This is a genomic window from Arthrobacter glacialis, from assembly GCF_002909415.1.
GTDB lineage: Bacteria > Actinomycetota > Actinomycetes > Actinomycetales > Micrococcaceae > Specibacter > Specibacter glacialis.
Window position 1 is genome coordinate 201597 of the sequence record NZ_PPXB01000005.1, and the last position, 21348, is coordinate 222944.

At 63.3% G+C, this 21348-nt stretch carries 27 protein-coding genes; 1 reads left to right on the top strand and 26 read right to left on the bottom strand.

All coding sequences use genetic code 11. The features are described from left to right. Nucleotides 1-58 precede the first annotated feature (58 nt). From CVS28_RS07855 to CVS28_RS07980, 26 genes are all read right to left on the bottom strand, one after another. A complete protein-coding gene (locus tag CVS28_RS07855) occupies nt 59-1174 on the bottom strand; it encodes an EscU/YscU/HrcU family type III secretion system export apparatus switch protein (protein ID WP_103481176.1) in 1116 nt (371 codons plus the stop codon). Further along, nucleotides 1164-1934, bottom strand: coding sequence for a flagellar biosynthetic protein FliR (locus CVS28_RS07860; protein WP_103465214.1), 771 nt, complete (start codon nt 1932-1934; stop codon nt 1164-1166). Before CVS28_RS07860 ends, CVS28_RS07855 begins: the two co-directional genes overlap by 11 nt. A gap of 11 nt (nt 1935-1945) precedes the next feature. Then, nucleotides 1946-2218, bottom strand: a complete 273-nt coding sequence (gene fliQ / locus CVS28_RS07865; protein ID WP_103465213.1) for a flagellar biosynthesis protein FliQ — start codon at nt 2216-2218, stop codon at nt 1946-1948. Next, nucleotides 2215-2988 (bottom strand): flagellar type III secretion system pore protein FliP, encoded by a 774-nt coding sequence (gene fliP, locus CVS28_RS07870; RefSeq protein ID WP_103481232.1) that lies wholly within the window; start codon nt 2986-2988, stop codon nt 2215-2217. The genes fliQ and fliP overlap by 4 nt, the downstream gene beginning before the upstream one ends. Before the next feature lie 83 nt (nt 2989-3071). Next, nucleotides 3072-3539, bottom strand: coding sequence for a FliO/MopB family protein (locus CVS28_RS07875; RefSeq protein WP_103481177.1), 468 nt, complete (start codon nt 3537-3539; stop codon nt 3072-3074). Then, on the bottom strand, nt 3540-4232 hold the full coding sequence (gene fliN, locus CVS28_RS07880) for a flagellar motor switch protein FliN (protein ID WP_103465211.1): 693 nt from the start codon (nt 4230-4232) through the stop codon (nt 3540-3542). Then, complete coding sequence (locus CVS28_RS07885; protein WP_103465210.1) at nt 4229-5137, bottom strand: flagellar motor switch protein FliM; 909 nt, start codon at nt 5135-5137, stop codon at nt 4229-4231. The genes fliN and CVS28_RS07885 overlap by 4 nt, the downstream gene beginning before the upstream one ends. Before the next feature lie 32 nt (nt 5138-5169). Further along, nucleotides 5170-5982, bottom strand: a complete 813-nt coding sequence (locus CVS28_RS07890; protein ID WP_103465209.1) for an OmpA/MotB family protein — start codon at nt 5980-5982, stop codon at nt 5170-5172. Beyond that, nucleotides 5979-6782, bottom strand: coding sequence for a motility protein A (locus tag CVS28_RS07895; RefSeq protein WP_103465208.1), 804 nt, complete (start codon nt 6780-6782; stop codon nt 5979-5981). The genes CVS28_RS07890 and CVS28_RS07895 overlap by 4 nt, the downstream gene beginning before the upstream one ends. A gap of 13 nt (nt 6783-6795) precedes the next feature. After that, nucleotides 6796-7065, bottom strand: a complete 270-nt coding sequence (locus CVS28_RS07900) for a flagellar FlbD family protein (RefSeq protein ID WP_103465207.1) — start codon at nt 7063-7065, stop codon at nt 6796-6798. 111 nt (nt 7066-7176) lie between these two features. Next, on the bottom strand, nt 7177-8349 hold the full coding sequence (locus CVS28_RS07905) for a flagellar hook protein FlgE (protein WP_103465206.1): 1173 nt from the start codon (nt 8347-8349) through the stop codon (nt 7177-7179). A 35-nt stretch (nt 8350-8384) separates the two neighbouring features. After that, on the bottom strand, nt 8385-8900 hold the full coding sequence (locus CVS28_RS07910; protein WP_103481178.1) for a flagellar hook assembly protein FlgD: 516 nt from the start codon (nt 8898-8900) through the stop codon (nt 8385-8387). 13 nt (nt 8901-8913) lie between these two features. Beyond that, nucleotides 8914-10278, bottom strand: coding sequence for a flagellar hook-length control protein FliK (locus CVS28_RS07915; protein WP_103481179.1), 1365 nt, complete (start codon nt 10276-10278; stop codon nt 8914-8916). Then, on the bottom strand, nt 10275-10739 hold the full coding sequence (locus tag CVS28_RS07920) for a flagellar FliJ family protein (protein ID WP_103465203.1): 465 nt from the start codon (nt 10737-10739) through the stop codon (nt 10275-10277). The genes CVS28_RS07915 and CVS28_RS07920 overlap by 4 nt, the downstream gene beginning before the upstream one ends. Continuing rightward, nucleotides 10740-12065 (bottom strand): FliI/YscN family ATPase, encoded by a 1326-nt coding sequence (locus tag CVS28_RS07925; protein WP_103481180.1) that lies wholly within the window; start codon nt 12063-12065, stop codon nt 10740-10742. It abuts the gene before it with no gap. Next, entirely contained in the window at nt 12062-12751 is a 690-nt protein-coding gene (locus CVS28_RS07930; RefSeq protein ID WP_103465201.1) for a FliH/SctL family protein, read from the bottom strand. Before CVS28_RS07930 ends, CVS28_RS07925 begins: the two co-directional genes overlap by 4 nt. After that, nucleotides 12735-13748, bottom strand: a complete 1014-nt coding sequence (gene fliG, locus CVS28_RS07935) for a flagellar motor switch protein FliG (RefSeq protein WP_103481181.1) — start codon at nt 13746-13748, stop codon at nt 12735-12737. The genes CVS28_RS07930 and fliG overlap by 17 nt, the downstream gene beginning before the upstream one ends. Next, nucleotides 13748-15286, bottom strand: a complete 1539-nt coding sequence (gene fliF, locus CVS28_RS07940; RefSeq protein ID WP_243399764.1) for a flagellar basal-body MS-ring/collar protein FliF — start codon at nt 15284-15286, stop codon at nt 13748-13750. Before fliF ends, fliG begins: the two co-directional genes overlap by 1 nt. A 59-nt stretch (nt 15287-15345) precedes the next feature. Continuing rightward, nucleotides 15346-15645, bottom strand: a complete 300-nt coding sequence (gene fliE / locus CVS28_RS07945; RefSeq protein WP_103465198.1) for a flagellar hook-basal body complex protein FliE — start codon at nt 15643-15645, stop codon at nt 15346-15348. A gap of 3 nt (nt 15646-15648) precedes the next feature. Beyond that, nucleotides 15649-16038, bottom strand: coding sequence for a flagellar basal body rod protein FlgC (locus CVS28_RS07950; protein ID WP_103465197.1), 390 nt, complete (start codon nt 16036-16038; stop codon nt 15649-15651). Beyond that, the gene (gene flgB / locus CVS28_RS07955; protein ID WP_103481182.1) at nt 16035-16376 is read right to left on the bottom strand and encodes a flagellar basal body rod protein FlgB; all 342 of its coding nucleotides are present in this window, start codon (nt 16374-16376) and stop codon (nt 16035-16037) included. The genes CVS28_RS07950 and flgB overlap by 4 nt, the downstream gene beginning before the upstream one ends. Nucleotides 16377-16520: 144 nt before the next feature. After that, nucleotides 16521-16898 carry a hypothetical protein gene (locus CVS28_RS07960; RefSeq protein WP_103481183.1) on the bottom strand — a complete coding sequence of 126 codons (378 nt, stop codon included), beginning with the start codon at nt 16896-16898 and terminating at the stop codon, nt 16521-16523. Further along, nucleotides 16895-17320, bottom strand: coding sequence for a flagellar export chaperone FliS (gene fliS / locus CVS28_RS07965; protein WP_243399765.1), 426 nt, complete (start codon nt 17318-17320; stop codon nt 16895-16897). The genes CVS28_RS07960 and fliS overlap by 4 nt, the downstream gene beginning before the upstream one ends. Continuing rightward, nucleotides 17317-18708 carry a flagellar filament capping protein FliD gene (gene fliD / locus CVS28_RS07970; RefSeq protein WP_103481185.1) on the bottom strand — a complete coding sequence of 464 codons (1392 nt, stop codon included), beginning with the start codon at nt 18706-18708 and terminating at the stop codon, nt 17317-17319. Before fliD ends, fliS begins: the two co-directional genes overlap by 4 nt. A 137-nt stretch (nt 18709-18845) precedes the next feature. Continuing rightward, a complete protein-coding gene (locus tag CVS28_RS07975) occupies nt 18846-19673 on the bottom strand; it encodes a flagellin N-terminal helical domain-containing protein (RefSeq protein ID WP_207797176.1) in 828 nt (275 codons plus the stop codon). Nucleotides 19674-19789: 116 nt separating this feature from the next. Continuing rightward, nucleotides 19790-20623 (bottom strand): sigma-70 family RNA polymerase sigma factor, encoded by an 834-nt coding sequence (locus CVS28_RS07980; RefSeq protein ID WP_103481187.1) that lies wholly within the window; start codon nt 20621-20623, stop codon nt 19790-19792. Nucleotides 20624-20853: 230 nt separating this feature from the next. On the opposite strand from CVS28_RS07980, the gene CVS28_RS07985 reads away from it, so the two are divergent. Then, entirely contained in the window at nt 20854-21336 is a 483-nt protein-coding gene (locus CVS28_RS07985; RefSeq protein WP_103465190.1) for a flagellar protein FlgN, read from the top strand. The last annotated feature ends 12 nt before the right edge of the window (nt 21337-21348 follow it).

Consider the following 21348-nt stretch of genomic DNA (forward strand, 5'->3'; position numbering starts at 1 on the left):
CGGTTCACGGAGAATTCCTTAGCTTGACGAGGTGTTGGAGTTGATGGGGTGCTGGCATTCAGGCGGGGGCCAGACCGGCCGGGATGCTCGACCCGGCCGGCAGGATCTGGTGTGTCCCGGAAGCACTGCCGCGTTTCTTCAGTGCCATGACAAAGGCAAGGACCGCGGCAACCTGGTTGTAGAGCTCCACGGGAATTTCAGCCCCCAAGTCACAGGAACCGTGCAGGGCTCTGGTCAGCGGAATGTCTCTTACCATGGGCACCTTTTTCGCCTCGGCCTCGGCACGGATGCGCTGGGCCACCCTGTCCGCCCCCTTCGCCACCACCCGGGGAGCCGATTTCCCAGGTTCGTAGCGCAGAGCCACTGCCACGTGGGTTGGGTTGACGAGTACCACGTCAGCTGTTGCCACGGCGCTCATCATCCGGCTGCGTGCCATAGACAGTTGCCGTTGGCGTCTGGCCGACTTCACGAGCGGGTCGCCGTCGGTGCTTTTGTGCTCATCCTTGACCTCTTTTTTGGTCATCCGGGTCCTTTTCCGGTTGCGCTTGGAGACCACAAAGACGTCAGCCACGGCCAGCAGCATCCCGGCTGCCACGGCATATTGGATCAGTTGCACCAGCCCCTGCCCGGCCGTGGCCAGCAGTTCGGAAATCGGCAGCGACCCGGCTCCCAGCAGGGTGGCGCTCAGGCCCTGGACAACAATATACAAAACCAGGCCGACAACGGCAGTCTTCAGCAGCGACTTGGCACCATTCCAGAGCGCCTGGGTGCCCAAAACTGTCTTGAGGCCTTTGAGCAGGTTGAACTGTTCGTATTTGGGTTTGAACTGCTTGAAGCGCACCCCGCCCTGCAACACGGCTGCCGCCAGCACGGCCACCACAACCACAGCGAACAGGAGCCCCAGAATGCCTGCCAGTGAGAAAAGGCCGTCTTCCATGGCCTGGAGCGCAGCCGGCACCTCGGGATTGGCCGCGACTGCCGTGACAGTGAACATCTGGTCTGCCAGGGCGTCCGTGGCACGAGTTATGACGTTGGGGATCATGATGACTGCTGCCCCGACACCCACCCAGGCAGTGAGGTCCTGGGAACGGGAGAGTTGGCCTTTCTGGCGTACTTCCCGCATGCGTTTGTCGGTAGCTTGCTCGGTTCTTTCACCGGTGGGCTCATCCGCCACGGCTGATCACCCCCGTCAACGCGGTCATCGCTGTGGTCACCAGGGACGCCACAACAGGCCCCAACGCGAGCAGGAGCATCCCGCCCAGCGACAGGGTGAGCATGATCTTCAGCGGGAAGCCCAACGCGAAGGCGTTCAGTGCCGGAGCCACACGCGTCAGGAGCCCCAGTCCGGCATCGGCAAGGAACAAGATGACCAGCAGAGGCCCGGCTATTTGCACGGCCGCCACAAACATTTGGGTCACGGCGCCCGCCATGGCTTCCACCGGATGGGTCAGGTCAAGGCCGCCGCCCAGTGGGATGGCATCAAAGGACCTGGCCAGCCCGCCAATGATGAGCTGGTACCCGTCGGAGGCGAAGAGCAGTGCCAGGGTTGTCATCTGGAACAGCCGGGTGAACTGGGCGCCGTTGACCATGGACTGGGGGTCGAACGCCTGGGCCATGGAAAAGCCGCCAAACAAGTCAATGAGCGAACCTGCCGACTGGACGGCGGCAAACACTAAGAAGACCAGGAACCCCAGGGCGGCACCCGTCACGACTTCCAGCATGACGGAGCCAATGAACGCCCCAGTCTCACTGACCTGGCGGTCAATACTGATGCGGCTGGTCATGGCCAGTCCCAAACCCAGCGCCAGCATGCCCTTGATGCGCAACGGGATGGCGTTGTAGGAAAAGGGCGGCGCAATGACAATGAAGGCGGTAACCCGCACCACCGCCAACAGGGCTGCCTCCAGCCATCCAAGGTCCAAGGGGATGTTCATTGTTTGGCTGTCTACCCGGCCAGCAATGCGGGGATCTTGTCAAAAAGCTGGTGCGTAAATGTGACAATTTCGGTGATCATCCAGTGCCCGCAAATGACAAGGGCTATCATCACGGCCACGGCTTTGGGCACAAAGGACAGGGTTGCTTCCTGGATCTGGGTGATGGATTGCAGCAAGGACACGGCAAAGCCCACCACGAGTGCTGTAAGCAGGATCGGGGCACACAATTTTGCCGCAACCCAGAGGGCCTGGACGGCAATGTTCAAGACTTCTGCGGAATTCACGGACCACCGGAATAACTTTGAATGAGGGAGGTAATGATGAGTCCCCAACCGTCCACCAGGATGAACAACAGGATCTTGAACGGTAGCGAGATCATGACGGGCGGGAGCATCATCATGCCCAGCGACATCAGTGCCGAGGACACCACCAGGTCAATGATCAGGAAGGGGATGAAGATGACAAAGCCGATGATGAAGGCTGCGCGCAGCTCCGAAATCATAAAGGCAGGGATCAGCGTCAGCATGGGCACGGCGTCGGGCGATTCCGGGTTTTCCCTGTTCGCGGCCCGGGTCATCAGGGCAATGTCCGCCTCACGCGTGTGCGGCAGCATGAACTCGCGCAGCGGCGCCCCGGCCAGCTCAAACGCCTTGTTGACGTCCACAGTGCCGTTCAAAAATGGCTGGACGGCGGTGGAGTTGATGTCGATGAGGGTGGGGGACATGATGAACAGGGACAGGAACAGGGCCAAACCAGCCAGCACTTGGTTCGGCGGTATGGTGGGCAGGCCTATCGCGTTGCGAGTCATGGCCAGCACCACAAAGATCTTGGTGAACGAGGTCATCATCAGCAACAGTGCCGGAGCCACCGACAGCAAGGTGACAGCGAGCAAAGTGACAATGGAGGAGCTCGGCGTGCCACCTAGGCCGTTGACGCTCAGGTTCACTCCGCCGGCACCCGTGCCCGGGCTGCTCGGATCTGTGGGCGGTGTTGGTTCCAGCGGGTCGGTGGGGGCCATCACAGCGATGGCGTGCGCAGGCGCAGCGTTGAGCATGATGAGCAGGTACAGCACGGCCAGCAGCAGGACGCCCACGACGGCGGCCTGCACCCAACTGCGCGGGTGCACGAACGCCCTGCTCACAGATTCAAGCCTTTTCTTACCGCGGCGCCCGCCTGTGTCCACGTGCTGCGGGCAAAGATTGTCCCGTGCAAGGGGCCAGCTTCCGGAGCCGATAGGCGCAGCCGGCGTGCGGCACCGTCGCGGCGCAGTGCGGGCTCACCGGCGGCCTTGAGCACTTCCTCAAAGGCGGGGTCACCCACAAGGTCTAGGTCGACACGGTCGGCTTCGGGGTCGGGCATGGGAGCATCGGAGGTGTGCAGGACGTTGATGGCGTGTTCGGTGACGCCGAGCAGAAAGCGCTGCCCGGCAGATTCAATAACAACCACCGAGGCTTTCTGGCCCACATTGCGCCGGCCAACCACCTCAACCACTGCCTGCCCGCCTTGACGTCCGCCCCGGGAGAAACGCTTTTGCGCCATCCACAAGAGGACCATGACTACTGTGAGGGCAAGTCCCACCCGTAGTACCAGGAGGAACGCGTCCACCTAACCAACCGTCTCTGCCGTGTCAAGGATCTTAGTGATGCGCACGGCATAGTCCTGGTCCACCACAACAACTTCTCCATGGGCAATGAGGCGGCCATTGAGCAGCACGTCGGCGGGCGAACCTGCCGAACGGTCCAGGTCCACAACATTGCCCGGCTCGAGTCCAAGGACGTTGGCCACGCTCATGCGGGTGCGTCCAATGACCACCGACAATGCCATTTCAACGTCATGGATGCGCCCCAGTTTTGCGGCGCTCAACTCGCCCCCGCCGTTGCCGGCCGAATTGCGGATCTTGATGGCCAACCAGGCAAACGGGTCTTGGCCTGCGCCGCCGTCGAGCACCTGGAAAACGGCCGCACCGGAGTCCGCAAAGAGGGCTGCCGAATCATGCTCCGAGACCTCGCCCAGAACGCCCGAACCAAGTTCGGCAGTGGCCGCCTCAAAGGCCGGGCGCAAGACGTCGGCCAGCGAGAACGGGCCCGCACCTCCGGCCACACGCAAGGAGTCCGCGGCACGGGATGACAGCACCAGGGCAAGCTCGGCCGACTGCGGACCCACATAATCCACTGCCACACCCATAGTTCCGGCAGGCACCGCACCGGCGGGCTGCAGGCTTGCCGACAGAGGCGACGGGGAGGGCAGCAACGTGACCAGAGCGGAGGCCGCGGCCTGTGTTGCCAAGGTGGTACTCATGAATTTGTCTCCTCAGTTGTAACAATTTGCCCAGCCTTGCGGGACCCATGGGTCACGCCCAGGGCGCTGGCAATCGGCTTGCCCCCCACTGTCAGGTCAAACGGCCTGGTGGTGGGGTGGGGAAGCGTCAAGACATCTCCCACTGCCAAATTCAGGATGGTTTGGGGGGTGACGGGCACCGGGGCCAAGGCCAGGGCCACCTCAACCGGTACTTCCCCCATTTGGGCGCGGAGCTGGGCCGGCGCCGCAGCTGCATCACTGAGCGGGTTGCTGTTGCCCAGCTGCTGCACCAGAACCTCGGCCGGGAGCGCAATGGTGGCACGCCAGCTGTGCTCCCCCACCCGGACGGTGAACCCGGCAACAACCATCAAGGTGTTGGTGGCGGCCGCCTGGGCGAACTGGGAATTAAAGTGAATGCCGTGGACGGCGGGCGCCTGCACCAGCAGCGATCCGAAGGAGTACCGCAGGTCCTCGAGCGCGTCCTCCATGAGGCGTTTCACCAAGGCATGCTCAATTTGGGTGAACTTGCGATCGGGGATCGTTGCCGTGGAGGCCCCACCGAGCATGCGTGTGACCCAGAAGAGCGCCGCCTCGGACGGGAATTGGATGACACCGCGGGACTCTTGGCCGTCCAATGCAAACAACACCATGGCCGTCGATGCGGGCAGGGAGGCTGCGTACTCGTCATACGTTGCCATTGTCACCTGCTCGGTGACGACGGCGGAACCGGCCCTGATTTTGGTGGTGAGTTGCGTCCCCCACTGCCTGGCGAACGTTTCAAAGGCCAACTCCAGGACGCGGCTGTGCTCGCGGGCCAATGTTGTGGGGCGCCGAAAATCGTATGCCTCAACCACCTTGTTGGCCCGGGAAGCGGGCAGCTGTGAAACAGGTGAGAGTGCGGGCATATCTGTCACTATCGGCAGGTGCGGTGCGTTCGTTAGGAAGAAGCCGCCCTGGCTTTTAATACCTCGGGAATCAGGGCCCGTACCTGCTCGGGCTGGTTGGAGAGCACCACAATGTCCACACGGCGGTTCAGTTCGCGCAGGGGTTCGGTGGAATTGTCATTGACGGAGCGGGAGGAACCGTAGCCGATGGCCCCAATCCTGTCCCCGGCAAGCCCTTGGTTCTCGACCAGGTGCCTGACCACTCCCACTGCCCGCTCGGCTGACAGCTCCCAGACGGAGGGATAGTTGGTGATGGCATTGGCTGCATGCCCTTCCACGGAAACCTCCAACCCGGAGGCCTTCAACACGGGAGCAATTGTGTCAAGCACGTCCGCCGCCCTGGCTGACAATTGGGGGCTGTCCGGCTGGAAGAACGACTGCGATCCAACAAGTTTCACGCTCAGGCCGCGCTGGTCAATCTGAAACTGGACATTCTCGGACAGCCCTTTGTTCCCCAGCCGCAGACTCATGGCCTCTTTCAGCGCACTGAGCTTATCCACCTCCGTCTTGGCAAGGTCCAGGGGAGTCTTCGCCAAGGTTCCCTCCTTGCCAACATCCGCAGGCGGGACCACAATCCCGGAGGCGGTGTCGACCTTTCCGACGGACACCTGGCCAAAGCCCGTGGCCAGGGAGTCCCGAAGTTTTACGTATTTGTCCTCGTCAACGGTGGACATGGCATACAAGACGATGAACATGCACATCAGCACCGTGACCATGTCCATATAGGAAGCCATCCAGCGCTCGTCCGGGTGGCTCTCCTCAGGTTTTCCGCGACGCTTGCGCCCGGACTTCCCACGCCGACTCATGCCGCTTTTTTGGCTTGCGCGTCAGTGCGGCCTGCCTTCTTGTCGCGTTGCTGGCGGTACGCGGGCACCATGGCGCTCAAACGTTCACGCAGCAGTGTGGGCTGGGAGCCAGCCTGCACGGCCAGGACACCTTCCATGACCAGCGTCATGCGGTCCACCTCAAGTTCGGAGAGGCGCCCCAGGCGCGTGCCAATGGGCAGCCAGATGAAGTTCGCGGACAACAAGCCCCACAGCGTGGCCACAAAAGCGGCCGCAATCATGTGTCCGAGCTCCTCGGGCTGGGAGAGGTTTTCCAGTACATGGGTCAAGGACACAACTGTGCCGATGATCCCCACGGTGGGGGCGTATCCGCCCAAGGTCATGAAGAATTTCGACGCTGTGTGGTCGCTCTTGATTTTGGCCTCGACGGCGTCGTCGAGCAGTTCGCGCAGATCCTCACCGTCAGTGCCGTCTGCAATGTTTTGCAGGGCATTGCGCAGGAACGGATCTTTTGTTTCGGCGGCGGCCGCTTCAAGGGACAAGAGTCCCTCGCGGCGGGCCTTGTCGGCCAGGGCCACAACCTCGTCAATGCTCTCCCCCGGATTGGGGGGCTTTCCAAGAAACGCCCGCGGCAGGGACTTCACGGCGTGCACAACGTCTTTCATCGTTGAACCGGCAACACCAACGGCAACCGTTCCGACCAGGACAAGCAGCATGGGGGCTGGCAGCGTGATGCTCGAAACGCTAGCGCCTTCGAGGGTGATCATACCGAACAGCGCACCGAAGGCTATGAGCAGGCCTGCAATTGTTGCGGGATCCATCGCTTTACTATCCTTAACTGGAGGGGTTTTCCGAAGGGTGGATAACGCTCAGCTTGGGCGGAGAGTGCTGCTGTTCAACGTCGTCGGAGTAGTCGTAGGCCATCGAGATGATGCGGGCCCGGAACCGGGCAATCTTTTCAATAATGTCTGACATGGATTCAGTGACAATGTAATTTGCCCCGTCAGCCATGACCACAGTCGTGTCGGGTGATTCAAAGATGCGCTCAATAAGATCCGGATTCAACGCAAATTGCCTGCCATCCAGACGCGTGACAACTATCAAATGCTCATCCTTTGAGTTGCGAAGACGCCAGCCGCCCCCCTTTGGTACTGTCGGCTGTCCCGCCGCATTGGTTAGCTGCGGGACAGCTTTGGTGTTGACCCCGTGCCGCTATTAGCGTTTGAGCTGGGTCAATTCCTGCAGCACTTCATCGGAGGTGGTGATGATTCGGGCGTTGGACTGGAATCCTCGCTGAGCCACAATCAAATTGGTGAACTCCTGGGACAGATCCACATTTGACATCTCCACATACCCGCTGGTCAGGGCACCCAAACCGTTGGTGCCTGCCGCGCCAACGGTGGCTGCGCCCGAGGAGGCCGTTTCCCGGTAGCTGGATGATCCTGCCTTTTCCAGGCCACCGGCATTGGTGAAGTTGGCTAGGGCAATGCGCCCGATCACCACGTTTTCGCCGTTGCTGAAGGTTCCTGTCAGAGTGCCATCGGCGCCCATACTGAAGGAATCCAAGGTGCCGGCCGCGTTGCCGTTTGCCTCCGTGACGGCCACGGTGGACAATCCCGCAAAGCCGGTGACCCCGGACAAGTCCACAGAAATGCCGCCAACGGTCAGGGCACTGCCGGGGGCGGCGGCACCGTTGGCGAACGTCAAGGCTGTTGCCCCCGCGGCACCATTGGCGTCGGCTCCCGTAACATCCCAGCCGGTTCCCGTGCGGGTGAAGGTCAGCGTCACGTTGCGGGGCGTGCCGTTGGCGTCGAAGACCTTCATGTCACGGGTCAGTTCGGTGTTGAGCGCTGCGTCCTCGGGAAGGTTGCCGCCCATGGTTGCGCCGGTGGTGGCTTCGGCAGGGGCAACCATCGCCTTGGAGATGACAATGTTGTTCAACCCGGCACCGGCGTTGACCTGCCCGTTGACGGCCGACCAGCCCTGCAGCAGGGCACCGTCGGGTGATACCAGGCGGCCTTGGGAATCAAAGTCGAATGCCCCGGCCCGAGCGTACAGCTGCTCCCCGCCCTTGGAGGTGATGAAGAAGCCGTCACCGGAGATCATCATGTCCGAAGACCTGCCGGTGGCTTGGGCCGAGCCCTGAGAGAAGTTCGTGGAAACACCTGCCACCTGAACACCCAAACCCACTTGGGCGGGGTTGGTTCCGCCTGCACCGGCCTGGGCTGCCGCACCGGCGCGGGCCACCTGTGAAAGCGTGTCCTGAAACTGGACTGTGGAGGACTTGAACCCGGCCGTGTTGACGTTGGCAATGTTGTTGCCGGTGACGTCAAGCATGGTCTGGTGGGCGCGAAGCCCGGAAATGCCTGAATACAGGGAACGAAGCATGCTTATGATGCCTTTCTGTGCTGGGTGGGTGGGGGCTAGTTGACGCTGGTGTCCGGCCCGGGCTCGGGCGGTGGTTTGGTTTCCGGGGGCGCATCATTGGCGGCAGGAACTGTGGTGACACCGGAGATCACATCCAGGGGAACAGACTTGTCCCCCACGGTGACTTGCGGGACGCCGCCGGCAAAGGAAACGGAGGTGGCAACGCCGCTGTGCTTGGTACCGTCGGCGTCCTCCCAGGAAACCTGCTGGCCAATGAGGGCAGCCGCGGAAGTGCGCATTTGCAACGCGAAGTTCTCCGTCGCTGTCGAGTCCATGTTGGTCAGTTTCTCCATGGTGGCCAGCTGGGTGGTCTGGCTGATCATTTGGTTGGTGTCCATGGGGGAAGAGGGGTCCTGGTGGCGTAGTTGGGCCACCAGCAAATTCATGAACACTTCTGAGTCCATGACCTGCTTGGGCGCGCGATTGCCTGCGATGCCGTTAATTCCGTTGACGGATGCCGGCGGCGGGGAACCGGCGGTGGAGTTCACCGCGGCGATGGAGTCGTTGCTCATGGTGGGTGCCTTTCTAAACCGTGATGTCCAGTGAATTGTTTGCAGCGGATGGAATATCCGACGGCGCCAGCCTGCGCTGCGCTGGCGGGTCCTGATCGCCGGGCCGCGCCACGGCGCTCCAGGGGTTCCCTGGCCCTTGGGGGCTCCGCTGGCCGGCGCCGTGGTCGGGACTGCCATTGCCGTTGCCTGACCCCATGCTCAGGGAGGCCGTCATGCCGCCAGCGGCCAGGTCACGCCGGAGATCCGCCAGAATGTTGCGCAGCCCTTCGCGCCCGGCGTCGCTTGGGCTCATCATCTCGATGCGGATCCCGTCGGCGGCCAGATGTGCGCGCACTGTGACTGGACCCAGCGCATCGGGGACCACATTGATGGTCATGACGTGTTCACCCAGGGGTGCGGCGGCCAAGGCAAACAGCGGGCGGGCCAGTTGTTCGCTCAATAGAGGAGTGCCTGCTGGCACAAGCTGCTGCGTGCCGCCGGGTGCCATGGACGCCGGCACTGGCGGTTGGGCTGGCAGCGGGATCGCCGGGGGAACTATTGCGGATGTTGCAGAAGATGCCGGAGCGGACGGCGCGGGCGCAACTGCCCCGTCAACCAGCTGCCGACCTGGCTCCGTTGTTGCCACCGGGGACCGGCCTTCAAGGTGTGGTGCGGCAATGGCACTGTTGAACCTTGCCGGCAGGCTGTCCGCCGACGACTTTGGTGCAACTGCCGCCATAGGCTGGGGCGTTGCACCGGGCGCCCTGACGCCACCGGGAACAGCCGCGGACTCTGCGTCCGCGTTTCCAGGTTGTCCGCCAACGGCTGCGGCGGGGGTGCCACCGCTTTGGGGCACGGCCGCACCCGGCTCGGTTTGCGATGGACCCGCAACCGACGCTGCACCGCTGACAGGGCGCTTGACGGCTAGCGTTCCGGTGCCGGCCGCAGCTACCGGAACCAGTACCAAACCGTCGGCCGCAGCGGTCAGGGACACCCCGTCGGATGCCGCGGGCGCGGGCGACTGGGGAGCGGCCACGAGGGCCGCCTCGAGCTGCTGTTGGGTCGCGGGGACCTGGGCGGCCGCCCAGAATTGGGTCATTGCGGCGTCCAGCAGGGGTGTGCGCTCCGGGCCGGCTTGTGCAAGGGGGCCGGCAGGGTCCGGCAGGGCGGCATCGGCGGCTTCCGCCGGCTCGGCGGTGGCGCTGGGGTCTTCGGGTTCTTCCGTCGACAGCCCGTCGACGGGGCTGGCCGCCGCCTCGCCCAAAGCCGCACCCAACGCCGTACCGAAAGCAGTGCCCGGGCGCGTGCCGAACGTCAACGCTGTTGCCGCCGGCGCCATTGCTGCGCGCGTCGTCGGGCTGGCCGAAAGGGACGAGAACAGGGTTGCTGGCATCTTCATGCGTTCTCCAACCTAGCGTCAGCCGTGGCACCAAGCTTGGGTGTGCCGTGTTCCTGTGTGCGGGATGACGCCAGTTCGTCGAGGAAGAGTTGTTCCTCGCGAAGGATGAGGTGATGCTGCTCAACCCGGTGCCGCTCGGCCAGGTTCTCCAAGGAAGCCGCGGATTTTTTGGCAGCGAGCAGCTCCGCCTGAGCCTGCGCGGCAAGCTGCGTCGTGGAGTCAGTCAAGGCGTGCAGTTCCAACAGCATGCTGCGCGCGGACGACCGGGCCGCGGCACTGGCCCGCAGGGCAGCTGCCGATCCGGGATCCGACGGGGTGTCCGCCAGTATGCCACGTACCCGGCCCACTCGGCCCTCGTGTTCCTTGCGTCGGGAATTGGCCCGTGCCAACGCCGCCGCGGCTTGTTCTTCCTGGGCCTGGCGGAATCGCAAGAGCCCGGCCAGGCGGAATGACTTGCCCATCTATGCTCCCAAAATGTTGTTGGTCAAGGCGTTGAGTTCCGCCCACGACTGCCGTGCAGGAACTTGCTGGTCCATGCCTTGTTGCAGAAAATCGTTGATCGCCGGCCCGTGCCGCACTGCCGCGTCCACCAGGGGGTTGCTGCCGGACTGGTACGCGCCCACGTCTATCAAGTCCTGGGCCGCGGCCCTGGCCGCCAACACCTTGCGCAAGGTCCCGGCGTCGTGCTTCTGCTCCCGGGTGCACACCTTGGAGGCCAACCGGGAGATGGATCCCAGCACGTCGATGGCTGGGAAATGTCCCGCCACGGCCAGTTTTCGCTCCAGCACCACATGCCCGTCGAGGATGGATCGGACGGCGTCGGCGATGGGTTCGTTGTGATCGTCCCCGTCCACCAGCACCGTGTACAGCCCGGTAACTGAACCAATCTTGTCGGTGCCCGCCCGTTCCAGCAGCCGGGCCAGAATTGAAAAGGTCGACGGCGGGTACCCGCGGGTGGCTGGCGGCTCACCCACCGACAAGCCAATTTCACGCTGCGCCATGGCAACGCGCGTCAGTGAATCCATCATGAGCATGGCGTCCACGCCACGTTCCCGGAACGACTCGGCGATCCGGGTGGCGGTGAATGCGGCACGAAGGCGCAGCAGGGCCGGTTCGTCGCTCGTGGCCACAACAACTATTGAACGGGCCAGGCCCGCCGGCCCCAGATCGTCCTCCAGGAATTCGCGCACCTCACGCCCGCGCTCCCCCACCAGGGCAATGACAGAGACGTCCGCCTCGGTGCCGCGGGCAATCATTGACAAGAGGGATGACTTGCCAACGCCGGAACCAGCAAAAAGGCCCAGCCGCTGCCCGCGGCCAAGGGTGGTCAGGGTGTCCAGAACCCGCACGCCCGTCTGCAGCGGTGCCGCTATCCGGGCCCGGTCCATGGAATTTGGCGACTTGTTCTCCAGCGGAACCCCGCGCACGCCTCTCAGCGGCCCCAAGCCGTCAATGGGGCGTCCCAGCCCGTCAATGACCCTGCCCAGCAGGCCGTCGCCGGTGGGAACCAGCAGGGGTTCCAGCTTGGCACGGACGGGGTCGCCCTCCCCCAGCCCGGCCATGGGCCCGAGGGGCATGATTTTGATGCTGCCGGCGCTGACCGCCACCACCTCGGCATCGATGGGCGTGCGCCCGCCGATCGTCACCATGTCACCCACGGCGCAGCGCAGGCCTTGCACCTGGACGGCCAAGCCAACGACGCCCGTTACTACTCCTACACGTTCCGGGGCCGCCGCGCGGGTGGCCAGGGAAAGTTTCCGAGCCCCGGGCATGAGGGTGCCTTTCATGAGGCATCCAGCACAGCGTGTATCGGCAGGGCTTGTTCCGGCAGGGAACCGCCGGCCAGGACCGCCCTGACCCGGTCAACGGCGGTGCCGAGACGGGCGTCAACAAAACCGTGCGGATACTCCGCCACGGCGTCGCCGCGGTTGAGGGCGGGATCCCCCACCAGCGTCAGGGTTTCCGGGAGCATCCCGCTGTCACCGCCCAGGACTGCCAGATCTGCCGGATTCATGCGAATGGCCACGGGAACGTCAGCTTCGCCAGTCCCTTGCGCCCGCGCCAACGCTGCCCGGGCGGAGGTTTCCCCGTCACGAAGTTCATGTCCCAGCAAGGCTTCGGCCAGCTCCAGGGCGCAGCTGAACAAGGCTTGCTCGGAGTCGGCCAGGACAGGAACAGTGCGCTCCACAAGGGCAGCACCGGCCACCCTCACGGCCGCCACCTCGGCGGCATGCCGGGCTTCGAGTGCACTCACTCGCCCGGCGTGTTCAGCGTCGTGGCGGGCGCGGGCGGCAGCCGTTTCCTGGCCCGCCAACTGCAACCCCGCGGCATACCCTGCCGCATGGCCCTGCGTGAATCCGCGGGTCTTCGCATCCGCGTGGGCCTGGGACTGTGTGGGGGTGGCGACCACAGGGAATACTGCCGGGCGCGCCGCGGAGTTCGCAGGCGCGCTGTTCCTAATAGACAATGTCATCGTCGTCCCCGCGGCGGATGGTTATCTCGCCGACGGCTTCCAGCTCGCGGATGATCCGCACAATGTCGGCCCGCGCCTGTTCCACCTCGGAGGTGCGCACAGGCCCCAGTGCCTCCAGCTCAAATTCAAGGAGTTCACGGTTGCGTTCGGAGATGTTGGCCCGGATGGTGTCCAGGACGGGTGTGGGTGCACCCTTCATGGCCAGGGCCAGGGTGTTGGCGTCGAGGCCACGCAGCACCAGCTGCACGTCCTGGTTGTCCAGCTTCACCAGGTCCGCGAACGTCAGCATGCGTGAACGCACTTCTTCCGCCAGTTCCGGATCGCGCAGCGCCAGCTCTTCCAAGAGGGCCCGTTCCGTGGCGACGTCTGAGCGGTTGATGATGTCCACCAGCGGCTGGACGCCGCCTATCACTGCCATCTGTTCACGGGGAGCCACCACGGCCAGTGCACGCTGCCTCAGGGTTGCGGCAACAATTCCAACAGCTTCAGGCGTTGCAGCCCCCATGGTGCCGATGGCTTGTGCCACGTCGGCACGCAGGTCCCCCGGCAAGCCGGCTAGGGTCGCGGATGCCTTGTCCGGGCGCAGGTGGGCCATGACCAGCGCAATGGTTGCCGGCAGTTCGTCTTCCAACAGGGACAACAGTTGTCCGGGCTCGGCGTCATCGAGAAACTCGAAAGGCCGCCCGGCCATGGTGGAGGCCAGCCTGTCCATGACGCCTGCAGCCTTTTCGCTGCCGAAGGAGGCAGCCAGCAGGCCTGCCGCGAAATCCCGGCCACCCTGGGCCGCATGCCTGCCCCGCACCGCCATGCCATGGAACTCATCAATAACGGCGTCGGCAATATCGGGCTGGACCCGGCGCATTTTTACAATTTCCGCGGCAATCGATTCAGCTTCTGCATCACTGAGGTGCGACATGACGGCAGCCGCCGCAGCTTGGGAAAACTGCATGAGCAGGGCCGCAGCCTTTTGCGTCCCTGTCAGGGCTGTCCCGGCCATCAGGAGCCCGCCCGCTCATCCATGAGCGAGCGAAGCAGGCTTGCGGTTTTCTTGGGATCCGCCCCGGCCATGGCTTCAAGGGAGGCACGTTTGGTGTCCGTGTCTGTGCTTTCGGCAACCGGCAGGGCAGCCCGGGCCGGGATGACGGCCATGGCAGTGGTGTCCGGCGCGGGCTCGGCCGTCACCTTACTCATGGTGAGCATGGGTGGAGCCTGCTCCCCGAGATCCACCAGTTCACGCACCTGTCGGCGGTTCTTGCGTGCGTACAGCACGGCAGCAACCAACACCGCCAGCAGCAGCAATGCACCCATCATGATGTTGCGCCAGTTTTGCGCTGTGGCAGCCGACCCGGCCTCAGCCTTGGCCGCGTCAATGGCCGCTTTGGCGGCGTCGGCTTGGGCGGTCGAAAACGGCACCACGCGCATACTGACAGTATCCCCGCGCCCGGGAACGATGCCCGCTGCTACAGAAACCATCTCGGTCAGTGTTGCCGCATCAATTTTGGCCGCTGCTGCCGTGTCAACGGCTACGGCCAATGACTGGCGTTGCAGCGCACCAGCCGGAATGAGCGTGTTTTCGGTGACCTTGTCAACGGCGTTGTTCTTGGTGGTCTTCTCGGATTCGGACGAGCTTCCCGTGGTGCCGGCACCATTGGGGACGGCGATGTTGTCCGGCCCCAAGACGCCGGTGCCGGTTGATGTTCCACCAGTGGTTTTCTCCGTCGTGGATGATTCATTCAGGGCCGGGGCCCCGTCAGGGGCGGTAAAGGCTTCCTTCACCCTGTCGGTTGAGGCCTTGTCCATGGTGGCCGTCAGGGAGACAGTGGCATTGCCCGCACCCACAACCTTGTCCAGCATGGACTGGACTGCTGACGTGACGCGTTGTTCATAAGCCTGGGTTTGTTTGTCGCCGCTGCCGGTGGTGCCCGTGCCCGCAGCAGAAAGGACGGCGCCGCTGGAGTCAACCACTGAAACGTTGACGGGCTTCAGCCCCTCAACGGCGGAGGACGTCAGGTGCACAATGGCGTTGACCTGTTCATCGGAGAGGCTGACCCCGGGGGTTGTCTCAACGAAAACTGACGCCGTGGGGTCTTCCTTCGTTGAGGTAAACACTGTTTTTTCCGGCACGGCCAGCTTGACGGAGGCGGTTGTTACCCCGTTCATGGCCATGATGGTTTGGGCCAGTTCACCCTCCATGGCACGTTTGTATGTGACATTTTGCTGGAACTCGGAGGAGGTGACGCCCATGCTGTCCAGCAGGGAGTACCCAGCCGCGGTTGTCGCAGGCAGCCCCGCCGAGGCAGCCTTGAGCCGTTCATCGTAAACGTTGGCGTCCGGCACCAAAATGGTGGAGCCGCCGTTGACCAACTGGTAGGGGATGTTGTCCGTTTTCAGCTGCGTGACGATGGCATTCGCGTCTGCCGGGGCCAAGGCGGAGAACAGCGGGGAGTAGCTCGGCTTGGACAGCCATGCGGCAAGTGCCACGCCGCCCAGAACCAGCACCGCAATGCCGATGATGACCAGCGTCTTTTGGGCCATGGTGAAACCCCTGGCGACTCCTGAAAAGCGACCAGCCAAGGAAGATACGAATGGCGGCATCAGGCCTGCATCCTCATGATCTCGTTGAACGCATCAACGCCCTTAATGCGCAGCGTTGAGACCAGCTCCAGGGTGACAGCGGACCGGGTGGAGGCGATGGTTGCCTGGTGGATGTCATCAAGGCTGCCTGTTGCTGCCTTGACAGCCAGGGCGCCCGAAGTGGACTGCAGCCCCTGCAGATTAACCAGCGCGTCGCCCAGTGAAGCGCCAAATGCGCCCCCGCCGCTGCCTTCGGCGATGGCTGGCAGATAGCTGGTGCCGGCGCTTGCCTGTACACCTTCGATTCCCGAAATACTCATGGGCTACTTTCCAATCTGCAATCCGGATTCGTACATGGCCTTGGCCCTGTCCACCACTGCAGCATTGGACTGATAGCCGCGCTGGGCCATGATGAGCTGGCCCATTTGGGAGGCAAGGTCAATGTCGGGGTATCTGACATAGCCGGCCTCGTCGGCCAGGGGATGGTCGGGCTCGTGCACCATGCGCCCTTCGGCGTCGCCGTAGGCGGCTCCAGCAACGTACACACCTGAGTCCCCTTCACCGGCCTGGGCGATGACGTAGCGGGCACGGAACGCATCGTCGCCGGTGGCTGTGACCGTGTTGACGTTTGCCAAATTGTCCGAGACAGCATCAAGCCATTTCCGGTGCAGTGTCAGGCCCGTGGAGGCGATGCCGATTGCGTCACTCACTATTGGGACTTCAGCACTGTGCGCATGCCGTTGAATTCACTGTTGACCGCCTGCGCGGCAAACTGGTAGCGCAGCACCGTTTCAATGTTTGAGAGCGTTTCGGTGTCCAGGTTGACGTTGTTGCCGTTGAGCTGGGTGGGTTCCAGGGAGCGTTCGGTGGTGGCACGCACGTCACCGTCCCGGCGGCTCACGGACTCAGCCAGTGCTTCTTCAAATTTCACCCGCTGGGCTGTGTAGCCGGGGGTGTTGACGTTGGCAATGTTGTCGGCGATGGCGCGTTGGCGCAGGGACAAACCGTCCAGGGCGCTTGTAAGCGCCACTGTGACCACAGAATCAAGCACTGTGCTCTTCCTTGACGAGATCCGGCGGCCGTTCCTTGGCCAAATGGTCGAGCGATCCATGCTCAACAGTGACTATCGGACGCCGATACTGTCCGGTAAGAAGGTTTCGCAACAATTTTCAGCCCCTGCGCAAGGTGCCTGAGGCTAGCCCAAGACGTCCAGATAGACGGACTTCGTCGTTTGCCGCACAGGTACCAGCGTGGCCAGTTCGGCCGAAGCCGCCGCAAGGGAATCGTGGAGTTCGGTGATGGTCAGGATCTGGGCGCGGGCCAACACGCCAGCCCGTGCCCGCAAGGACTCGGGCATGGGGGCAAGATCATAGGGCGGGGCCCAGTGGGGTGCTGCGGGATCCTCCAGCAGAAGCTGCGTTTCAAGCTCGTCCAATACACGAGTCCACAGTTCCGTGAGCGCCGCAAGTTCTGCAACCTCCTTCAGCTCGGCAAGTTCTGCAAGCTCCGCGCCGCTTGGCTCGTTGGGGCCGGCGGCAAGTTCCCGCTCGCTCTCGAGCGTGGGCCAGATCATGAGCTGTAGCCGCCGCCCTGGGCTACCGGCATGGCGCCCGTGGGGAGGGCAGCCGCCTCATGCCAGGCAAGCCTGAGCGGTTCCAGCAGGGCAATGCACTCTTGCGTGAGCAGGGGGTTGCGCTGAATGTTGGCGCTCACCAGCGTTGACCCGGCATGGTTGTAGATGCCCAGCAGCTGATCGGCGCCGTCCCACAGTTCCGGCATCAGGGACCCCGACAGCTCAGCGATGATGTCCTGGGCGTGCAGCAGGTTTTCACTTGCCGTTGCCCAGTCTTCGGATGTTTGCGCGGTTTCGGCCCGGGCAAGGTCCAACAGGAGCCTGTCATAAAGCATCGTCAGGAGCCGGGCCGGAGACGCGGAGAGGATCGCCTCACGCTGATAGGAGTTCATAGCCTTGGCGCGGTTCGGTGTGGTCATCATTTCTTGCTGCTCGCTGCCGCGTCGAAGGAACTGATTTGGGCGGTCAGCCAGCTTTGTTGGGACTGCATCTTGCTCATCTGCACTTCAAGATTGGTGTAGACAGCCTGCAGGGTTGTGCGGCGGTTGGCCAAGCGGCTGTCCCAGTCGACAATCTGGGAGTTCAGGTCGTCAATCACTGACTGTTGACCCTTGACGCGTTGCGACAGTGTCCCGCTGTACGGGTCCGAAATTGACTTCGACGCCTCGGCCACGCGGCCGGCGATGGTCGCTAGTGTCTTCTCCACTGCCGCCGGGTCCTTGGCGTAGGCGGCGGCAAACGCGTCCGCGTCGAAGGAAAGGTCTCCGTTCTTGGTGGTGTTAATCCCAATGGTGGCCGCAGACTTTCCATCGATGGGATCGGCTACGGCGTTGAACAGCTTCGCCTTGGCGGCCGTGATGGTGCTCTGCCCCATGAAAATGCCGGCAGTCACCGTCGAATTGCCGTCGGCGCCCGCCCCAGGGGTGACGGCCGACTGGGTGAAGATCGAGCCGAGGATGATGTTGACGGCAGTGCTCAGCTCTTTCGCCGTGGCGGTCATGGCGGCAGCGTCCCGGGTCACGGCCATGGTGACAGGGTCGGCCGAGAGTTTCTTGACGGTGATGTCGACCCCTGGAGCCAGGGAGGCGAAGGTATTGGTGGCGGAGGTGATGGTCTGCTGCGCGGGAGTGCCGGCCCACAGGGTCACCTCGGCGTCCTGCCCCGCCCGCAGCACTGCGGCGCCCGGCGCCTTGGCCAGGTCGGCGGCGGTACCGGCAGCGACGTCCGCGGCCGTGCCCTGGTGCGCGGTGAAGGAGTTGGCGGCGCCGGTGTCCTTGGCCGTCATCTGAAGACGGAATTGCGGGACGCCCGCGGTATCGACACCGGAGGCGATTTTGACGGCAGAAACACCGGCGTCGGATTGGTTGATGGCGTAGGCCAACTCATCGAGGGAATTCGAGGTTGCCGTGACCTCGGTCGTGGTGCCGTCGTCCTTGACGAACGTCATGGTGGCCGGTGTTGCCGGCCACGCTGTCATGGGGGCGCTGACGATGGTGTGTGCCAGGGCCAGCTTGTTGACGGCCAGGTCCAGACTGGTGGCCTTGGCGCCGGCGGAGATGGTTGCCGTGATGGCGTCCGAGGAGCTCAGCACCTGGTATTTGTCCAGGCCGCCGGGCTTGGACAGGGCCGTGGCCTGCGTGGTCAGCGCCGCGAACTTGGTGTTCAGTGCCTGCATGGCTGTCACCAGGGCGGTGTCCTTGGTGACCTTGAACTTCATGAGCGCCTGCGGCCGGGCCTCGGCGGCAATGAGCGCATTGATGATCTCGGTGGTGTTTAGGCCCGATGCCATGCCGTCGATTCCCATGCCCATGAGAGGGGTCCTTTCGCGGTGCTGAGGTAAATCTGTGGGGGGGGGTGCACACACGTGACTGGCGGCCGTGAAGAAGTCCACGGCCGCCAGTCACGTTGTTGTGCCGAAACGTGAAGGTTTCGGCGCGGTCAGTCGATTTAGCCGAGGAGCTTCAGGACACCCTGGTTGGACTGGTTGGCCTGGGCGAGCATGGCCGTGCCTGCCTGGGAAAGGATGTTGGAGCGGGTGAAGCTGACCATTTCCGATGCCATGTCAACATCGGTGATGCGCGAGGCGGCAGCGGAGAGGTTTTCCTTGCCGATGTTCAGCGTGTTGATGGCCGACTCCATGCGGTTCTGTGCGGCACCGAGGGCCGAACGGTCCGTGGAAACAGCCGTGATCTCGGTGTCGATCGCTGCAATCGTGGTCAGAGCGTTCGCTGCCGTGTCGAAGGTCAGTGCTTTGACCGTCGCCGCGAGTCCGCTCAAGTCAGAGTTAGTGACGTTGATCTGGTCATTCGCAGCTGTGGAGCCGGCGCCAACCTGGAAGCTCAGGGTGGCGACTGAACCGTCCAGCAAATTGATGCCATTGAAGTTGGTCGAGGTGCTGATACGGCCGAGCTCGTCGCTCAGGGCGTCGGACTCGGTCTTGATCGCGGCGCGGGAGTCAGCGTTGTTGGAGTCGTTACCGGACTGGACGGCCAAGTCGCGCACACGCTGCAGGATGGAGTGCACCTGGGACAGGGCGCCTTCAGCGGTCTGGATGACAGAGATGCCGTCCTGGGCGTTACGGGCGGCAACGGTGTAACCGTTGACCTGTGACTTCAGGCCCTCGGAGATTGCCAGGCCGGCGGCGTCGTCGGCTGCACGGTTGATGCGCAGGCCGCTGGAGAGCTTCTCCATCGACTTGGACAGCTGGTTCTGCGTGTTGTTCAGGTTTCGGTAAGCGTTGTTTGCCGAAAGGTTGGTGTTGATCTGCATAGCCATGAGCTATATCCTCCATGAGTTTTTGGGTGATGCCATAGCCGCCCATCCATGGGCAGCTACACCCCACTGTCGGCACCCCCGGGCCACCCGTAAGCAACTACACCAAACTCGCGCGTTTAGCCTGCTGCGGGCACGCCCGTCAGCTGGTGCCCGCCCGCAGCAGCCAGGCGCGCGCGAGTGGCCCCACCATAGGTGCGGGTGCCCAATTCCGCCAGGTAGTCCTCGCGGCGGGAGGCAGCGATCCGGGAGTGGGCGGGGGAGTCCGCCGTCGCGGTTGCCAAGTAGTGCCGTTCCAGCCCGTCCCGCAGCAGCCGCATCCCTTCGGTGCGCTGCTGGGACACGGCGGAATGGCTTGAGCCCAGCTCGGCGGCCAGTTCCTTGACGCTGCGATCCTGGTAGTAAACCTGTTCCACCACGTAGCGCATCTTGGCAGGCAGCGCGGAGACTGCGTGAGTCAGGAATTCCTCGTGCTCGGCCTGCACTAGCGCATCCTCGGGGCTTTGAGAGGTGTCGGCCACCATCTCGGAAATGATGTCCGTCAACGGCGTGATGGTGCGAGTGGCATCCAGGCGCGAAGCCTCCACCACGGCCCGCTCCACGCCCATGGCAGCGGCCAATTCATCCACCGTAGGCACACGGTTGAGCGCATTGGTCAGCGTCTCCTTGACGGCCGCCAGTTCACCCATTCTGGTGCGGGCACCCCGGGTGGCCCAATCATCGCGCCGGAGTTCGTCCGCAAAGGCACCCTTGATGCGGCGCCGGGCGTAGGCGCCAAAAGGGACACCGAGCCCTTCGTCGAAGGATTCGGCGCAGTGGATGAGAGCAATGGCCCCCACTTGAGTCAGGTCTTCCCGGCTCAGGTGGTCTGCGCGCATGCAGATCTCCGCCACCAGGTACCCAACCAGTGGCAAATTTTGCACGACCAAGTCGTCGCGCTCAACGCGATTCAATTGTTTGCCCCCCTAGGCAATTCATAAGAGTGCAGCGACGGCACACCCCCAGAAATCAGCGGCCGTCGACAGCGCACATATGCAAGTAACTGTACGACACGATCAGCCCCCGAAATCGGCCCCACTGGGCCTGAAGGTGGATTTCAGGTTAAAACTGTCTAACCAGACAGGCTTAATTGCCGATAGTCTCGTATTGAAACCAAAACTGGGCCGATGAAAGGACTTATTCCATGGGTCCCGAGGAACTAACAACTTTATTGTGGCGTGAACGGGAACTGCTCGAACTCCTAGTTTTCAAGCTGGAGGAAGAGCACCTGATCCTCACGTCGGGCAAGACCCGGTGGCTGGACAACGCCACCCGCGAAGTCAGCCATGTTGTGAACCGGCTTCGCGCCGCCACGCTGGAGCGCACGGCTGTTGCCGCGGAGGTGGCCCTGAAGTGGGGCTTGACGGACGACGCCGGTTTGCTGGATCTGGCCGACGGCGCCCCTGCCGGGCCGTGGCAGGAAATCCTGAGCGACCACCACAGCGCCATGATGACAACTGTGGAGCAAATCCGTGGCTTGCGGGACACCAATCTGCAATTCTTGCGTGCCGGGTTGCGGTCAGCCCAGGACACAGCAGCCAACCTGACCACCGAGGCTGGTACATACGACCACCGTGGACACACCAGCCAGGACGCCGTTGCGCGGATCCTGGACCAAAGTGTCTAGATCCTAGTTGAG

Coding starts and splice junctions, on each gene's coding strand:
- CVS28_RS07985 (WP_103465190.1), top strand. CDS start 20,854: ATGGGTCCCGAGGAACTAACAACTTTATTGTGGCGTGAACGGGAACTG.
- CVS28_RS07920 (WP_103465203.1), bottom strand. CDS start 10,739: ATGGGCAAGTCATTCCGCCTGGCCGGGCTCTTGCGATTCCGCCAGGCC.
- CVS28_RS07895 (WP_103465208.1), bottom strand. CDS start 6,782: ATGGATCCCGCAACAATTGCAGGCCTGCTCATAGCCTTCGGTGCGCTG.
- fliS (WP_243399765.1), bottom strand. CDS start 17,320: ATGATGACCACACCGAACCGCGCCAAGGCTATGAACTCCTATCAGCGT.
- fliE (WP_103465198.1), bottom strand. CDS start 15,645: ATGAGTATTTCGGGAATCGAAGGTGTACAGGCAAGCGCCGGCACCAGC.
- CVS28_RS07910 (WP_103481178.1), bottom strand. CDS start 8,900: ATGAGCAACGACTCCATCGCCGCGGTGAACTCCACCGCCGGTTCCCCG.
- fliF (WP_243399764.1), bottom strand. CDS start 15,286: ATGGCCCAAAAGACGCTGGTCATCATCGGCATTGCGGTGCTGGTTCTG.
- fliP (WP_103481232.1), bottom strand. CDS start 2,988: ATGCTCAACGCTGCGCCTGCGCACGCCATCGCTGTGATGGCCCCCACC.
- CVS28_RS07885 (WP_103465210.1), bottom strand. CDS start 5,137: ATGCCCGCACTCTCACCTGTTTCACAGCTGCCCGCTTCCCGGGCCAAC.
- fliG (WP_103481181.1), bottom strand. CDS start 13,748: ATGGCCGGGACAGCCCTGACAGGGACGCAAAAGGCTGCGGCCCTGCTC.
- CVS28_RS07915 (WP_103481179.1), bottom strand. CDS start 10,278: ATGAAGATGCCAGCAACCCTGTTCTCGTCCCTTTCGGCCAGCCCGACG.
- CVS28_RS07925 (WP_103481180.1), bottom strand. CDS start 12,065: ATGAAAGGCACCCTCATGCCCGGGGCTCGGAAACTTTCCCTGGCCACC.
- CVS28_RS07905 (WP_103465206.1), bottom strand. CDS start 8,349: ATGCTTCGTTCCCTGTATTCAGGCATTTCCGGGCTTCGCGCCCACCAG.
- fliD (WP_103481185.1), bottom strand. CDS start 18,708: ATGGGCATGGGAATCGACGGCATGGCATCGGGCCTAAACACCACCGAG.
- CVS28_RS07960 (WP_103481183.1), bottom strand. CDS start 16,898: ATGATCTGGCCCACGCTCGAGAGCGAGCGGGAACTTGCCGCCGGCCCC.
- CVS28_RS07890 (WP_103465209.1), bottom strand. CDS start 5,982: ATGAGTCGGCGTGGGAAGTCCGGGCGCAAGCGTCGCGGAAAACCTGAG.
- CVS28_RS07930 (WP_103465201.1), bottom strand. CDS start 12,751: ATGACATTGTCTATTAGGAACAGCGCGCCTGCGAACTCCGCGGCGCGC.
- CVS28_RS07975 (WP_207797176.1), bottom strand. CDS start 19,673: ATGGCTATGCAGATCAACACCAACCTTTCGGCAAACAACGCTTACCGA.
- fliN (WP_103465211.1), bottom strand. CDS start 4,232: ATGAGTACCACCTTGGCAACACAGGCCGCGGCCTCCGCTCTGGTCACG.
- CVS28_RS07860 (WP_103465214.1), bottom strand. CDS start 1,934: ATGAACATCCCCTTGGACCTTGGATGGCTGGAGGCAGCCCTGTTGGCG.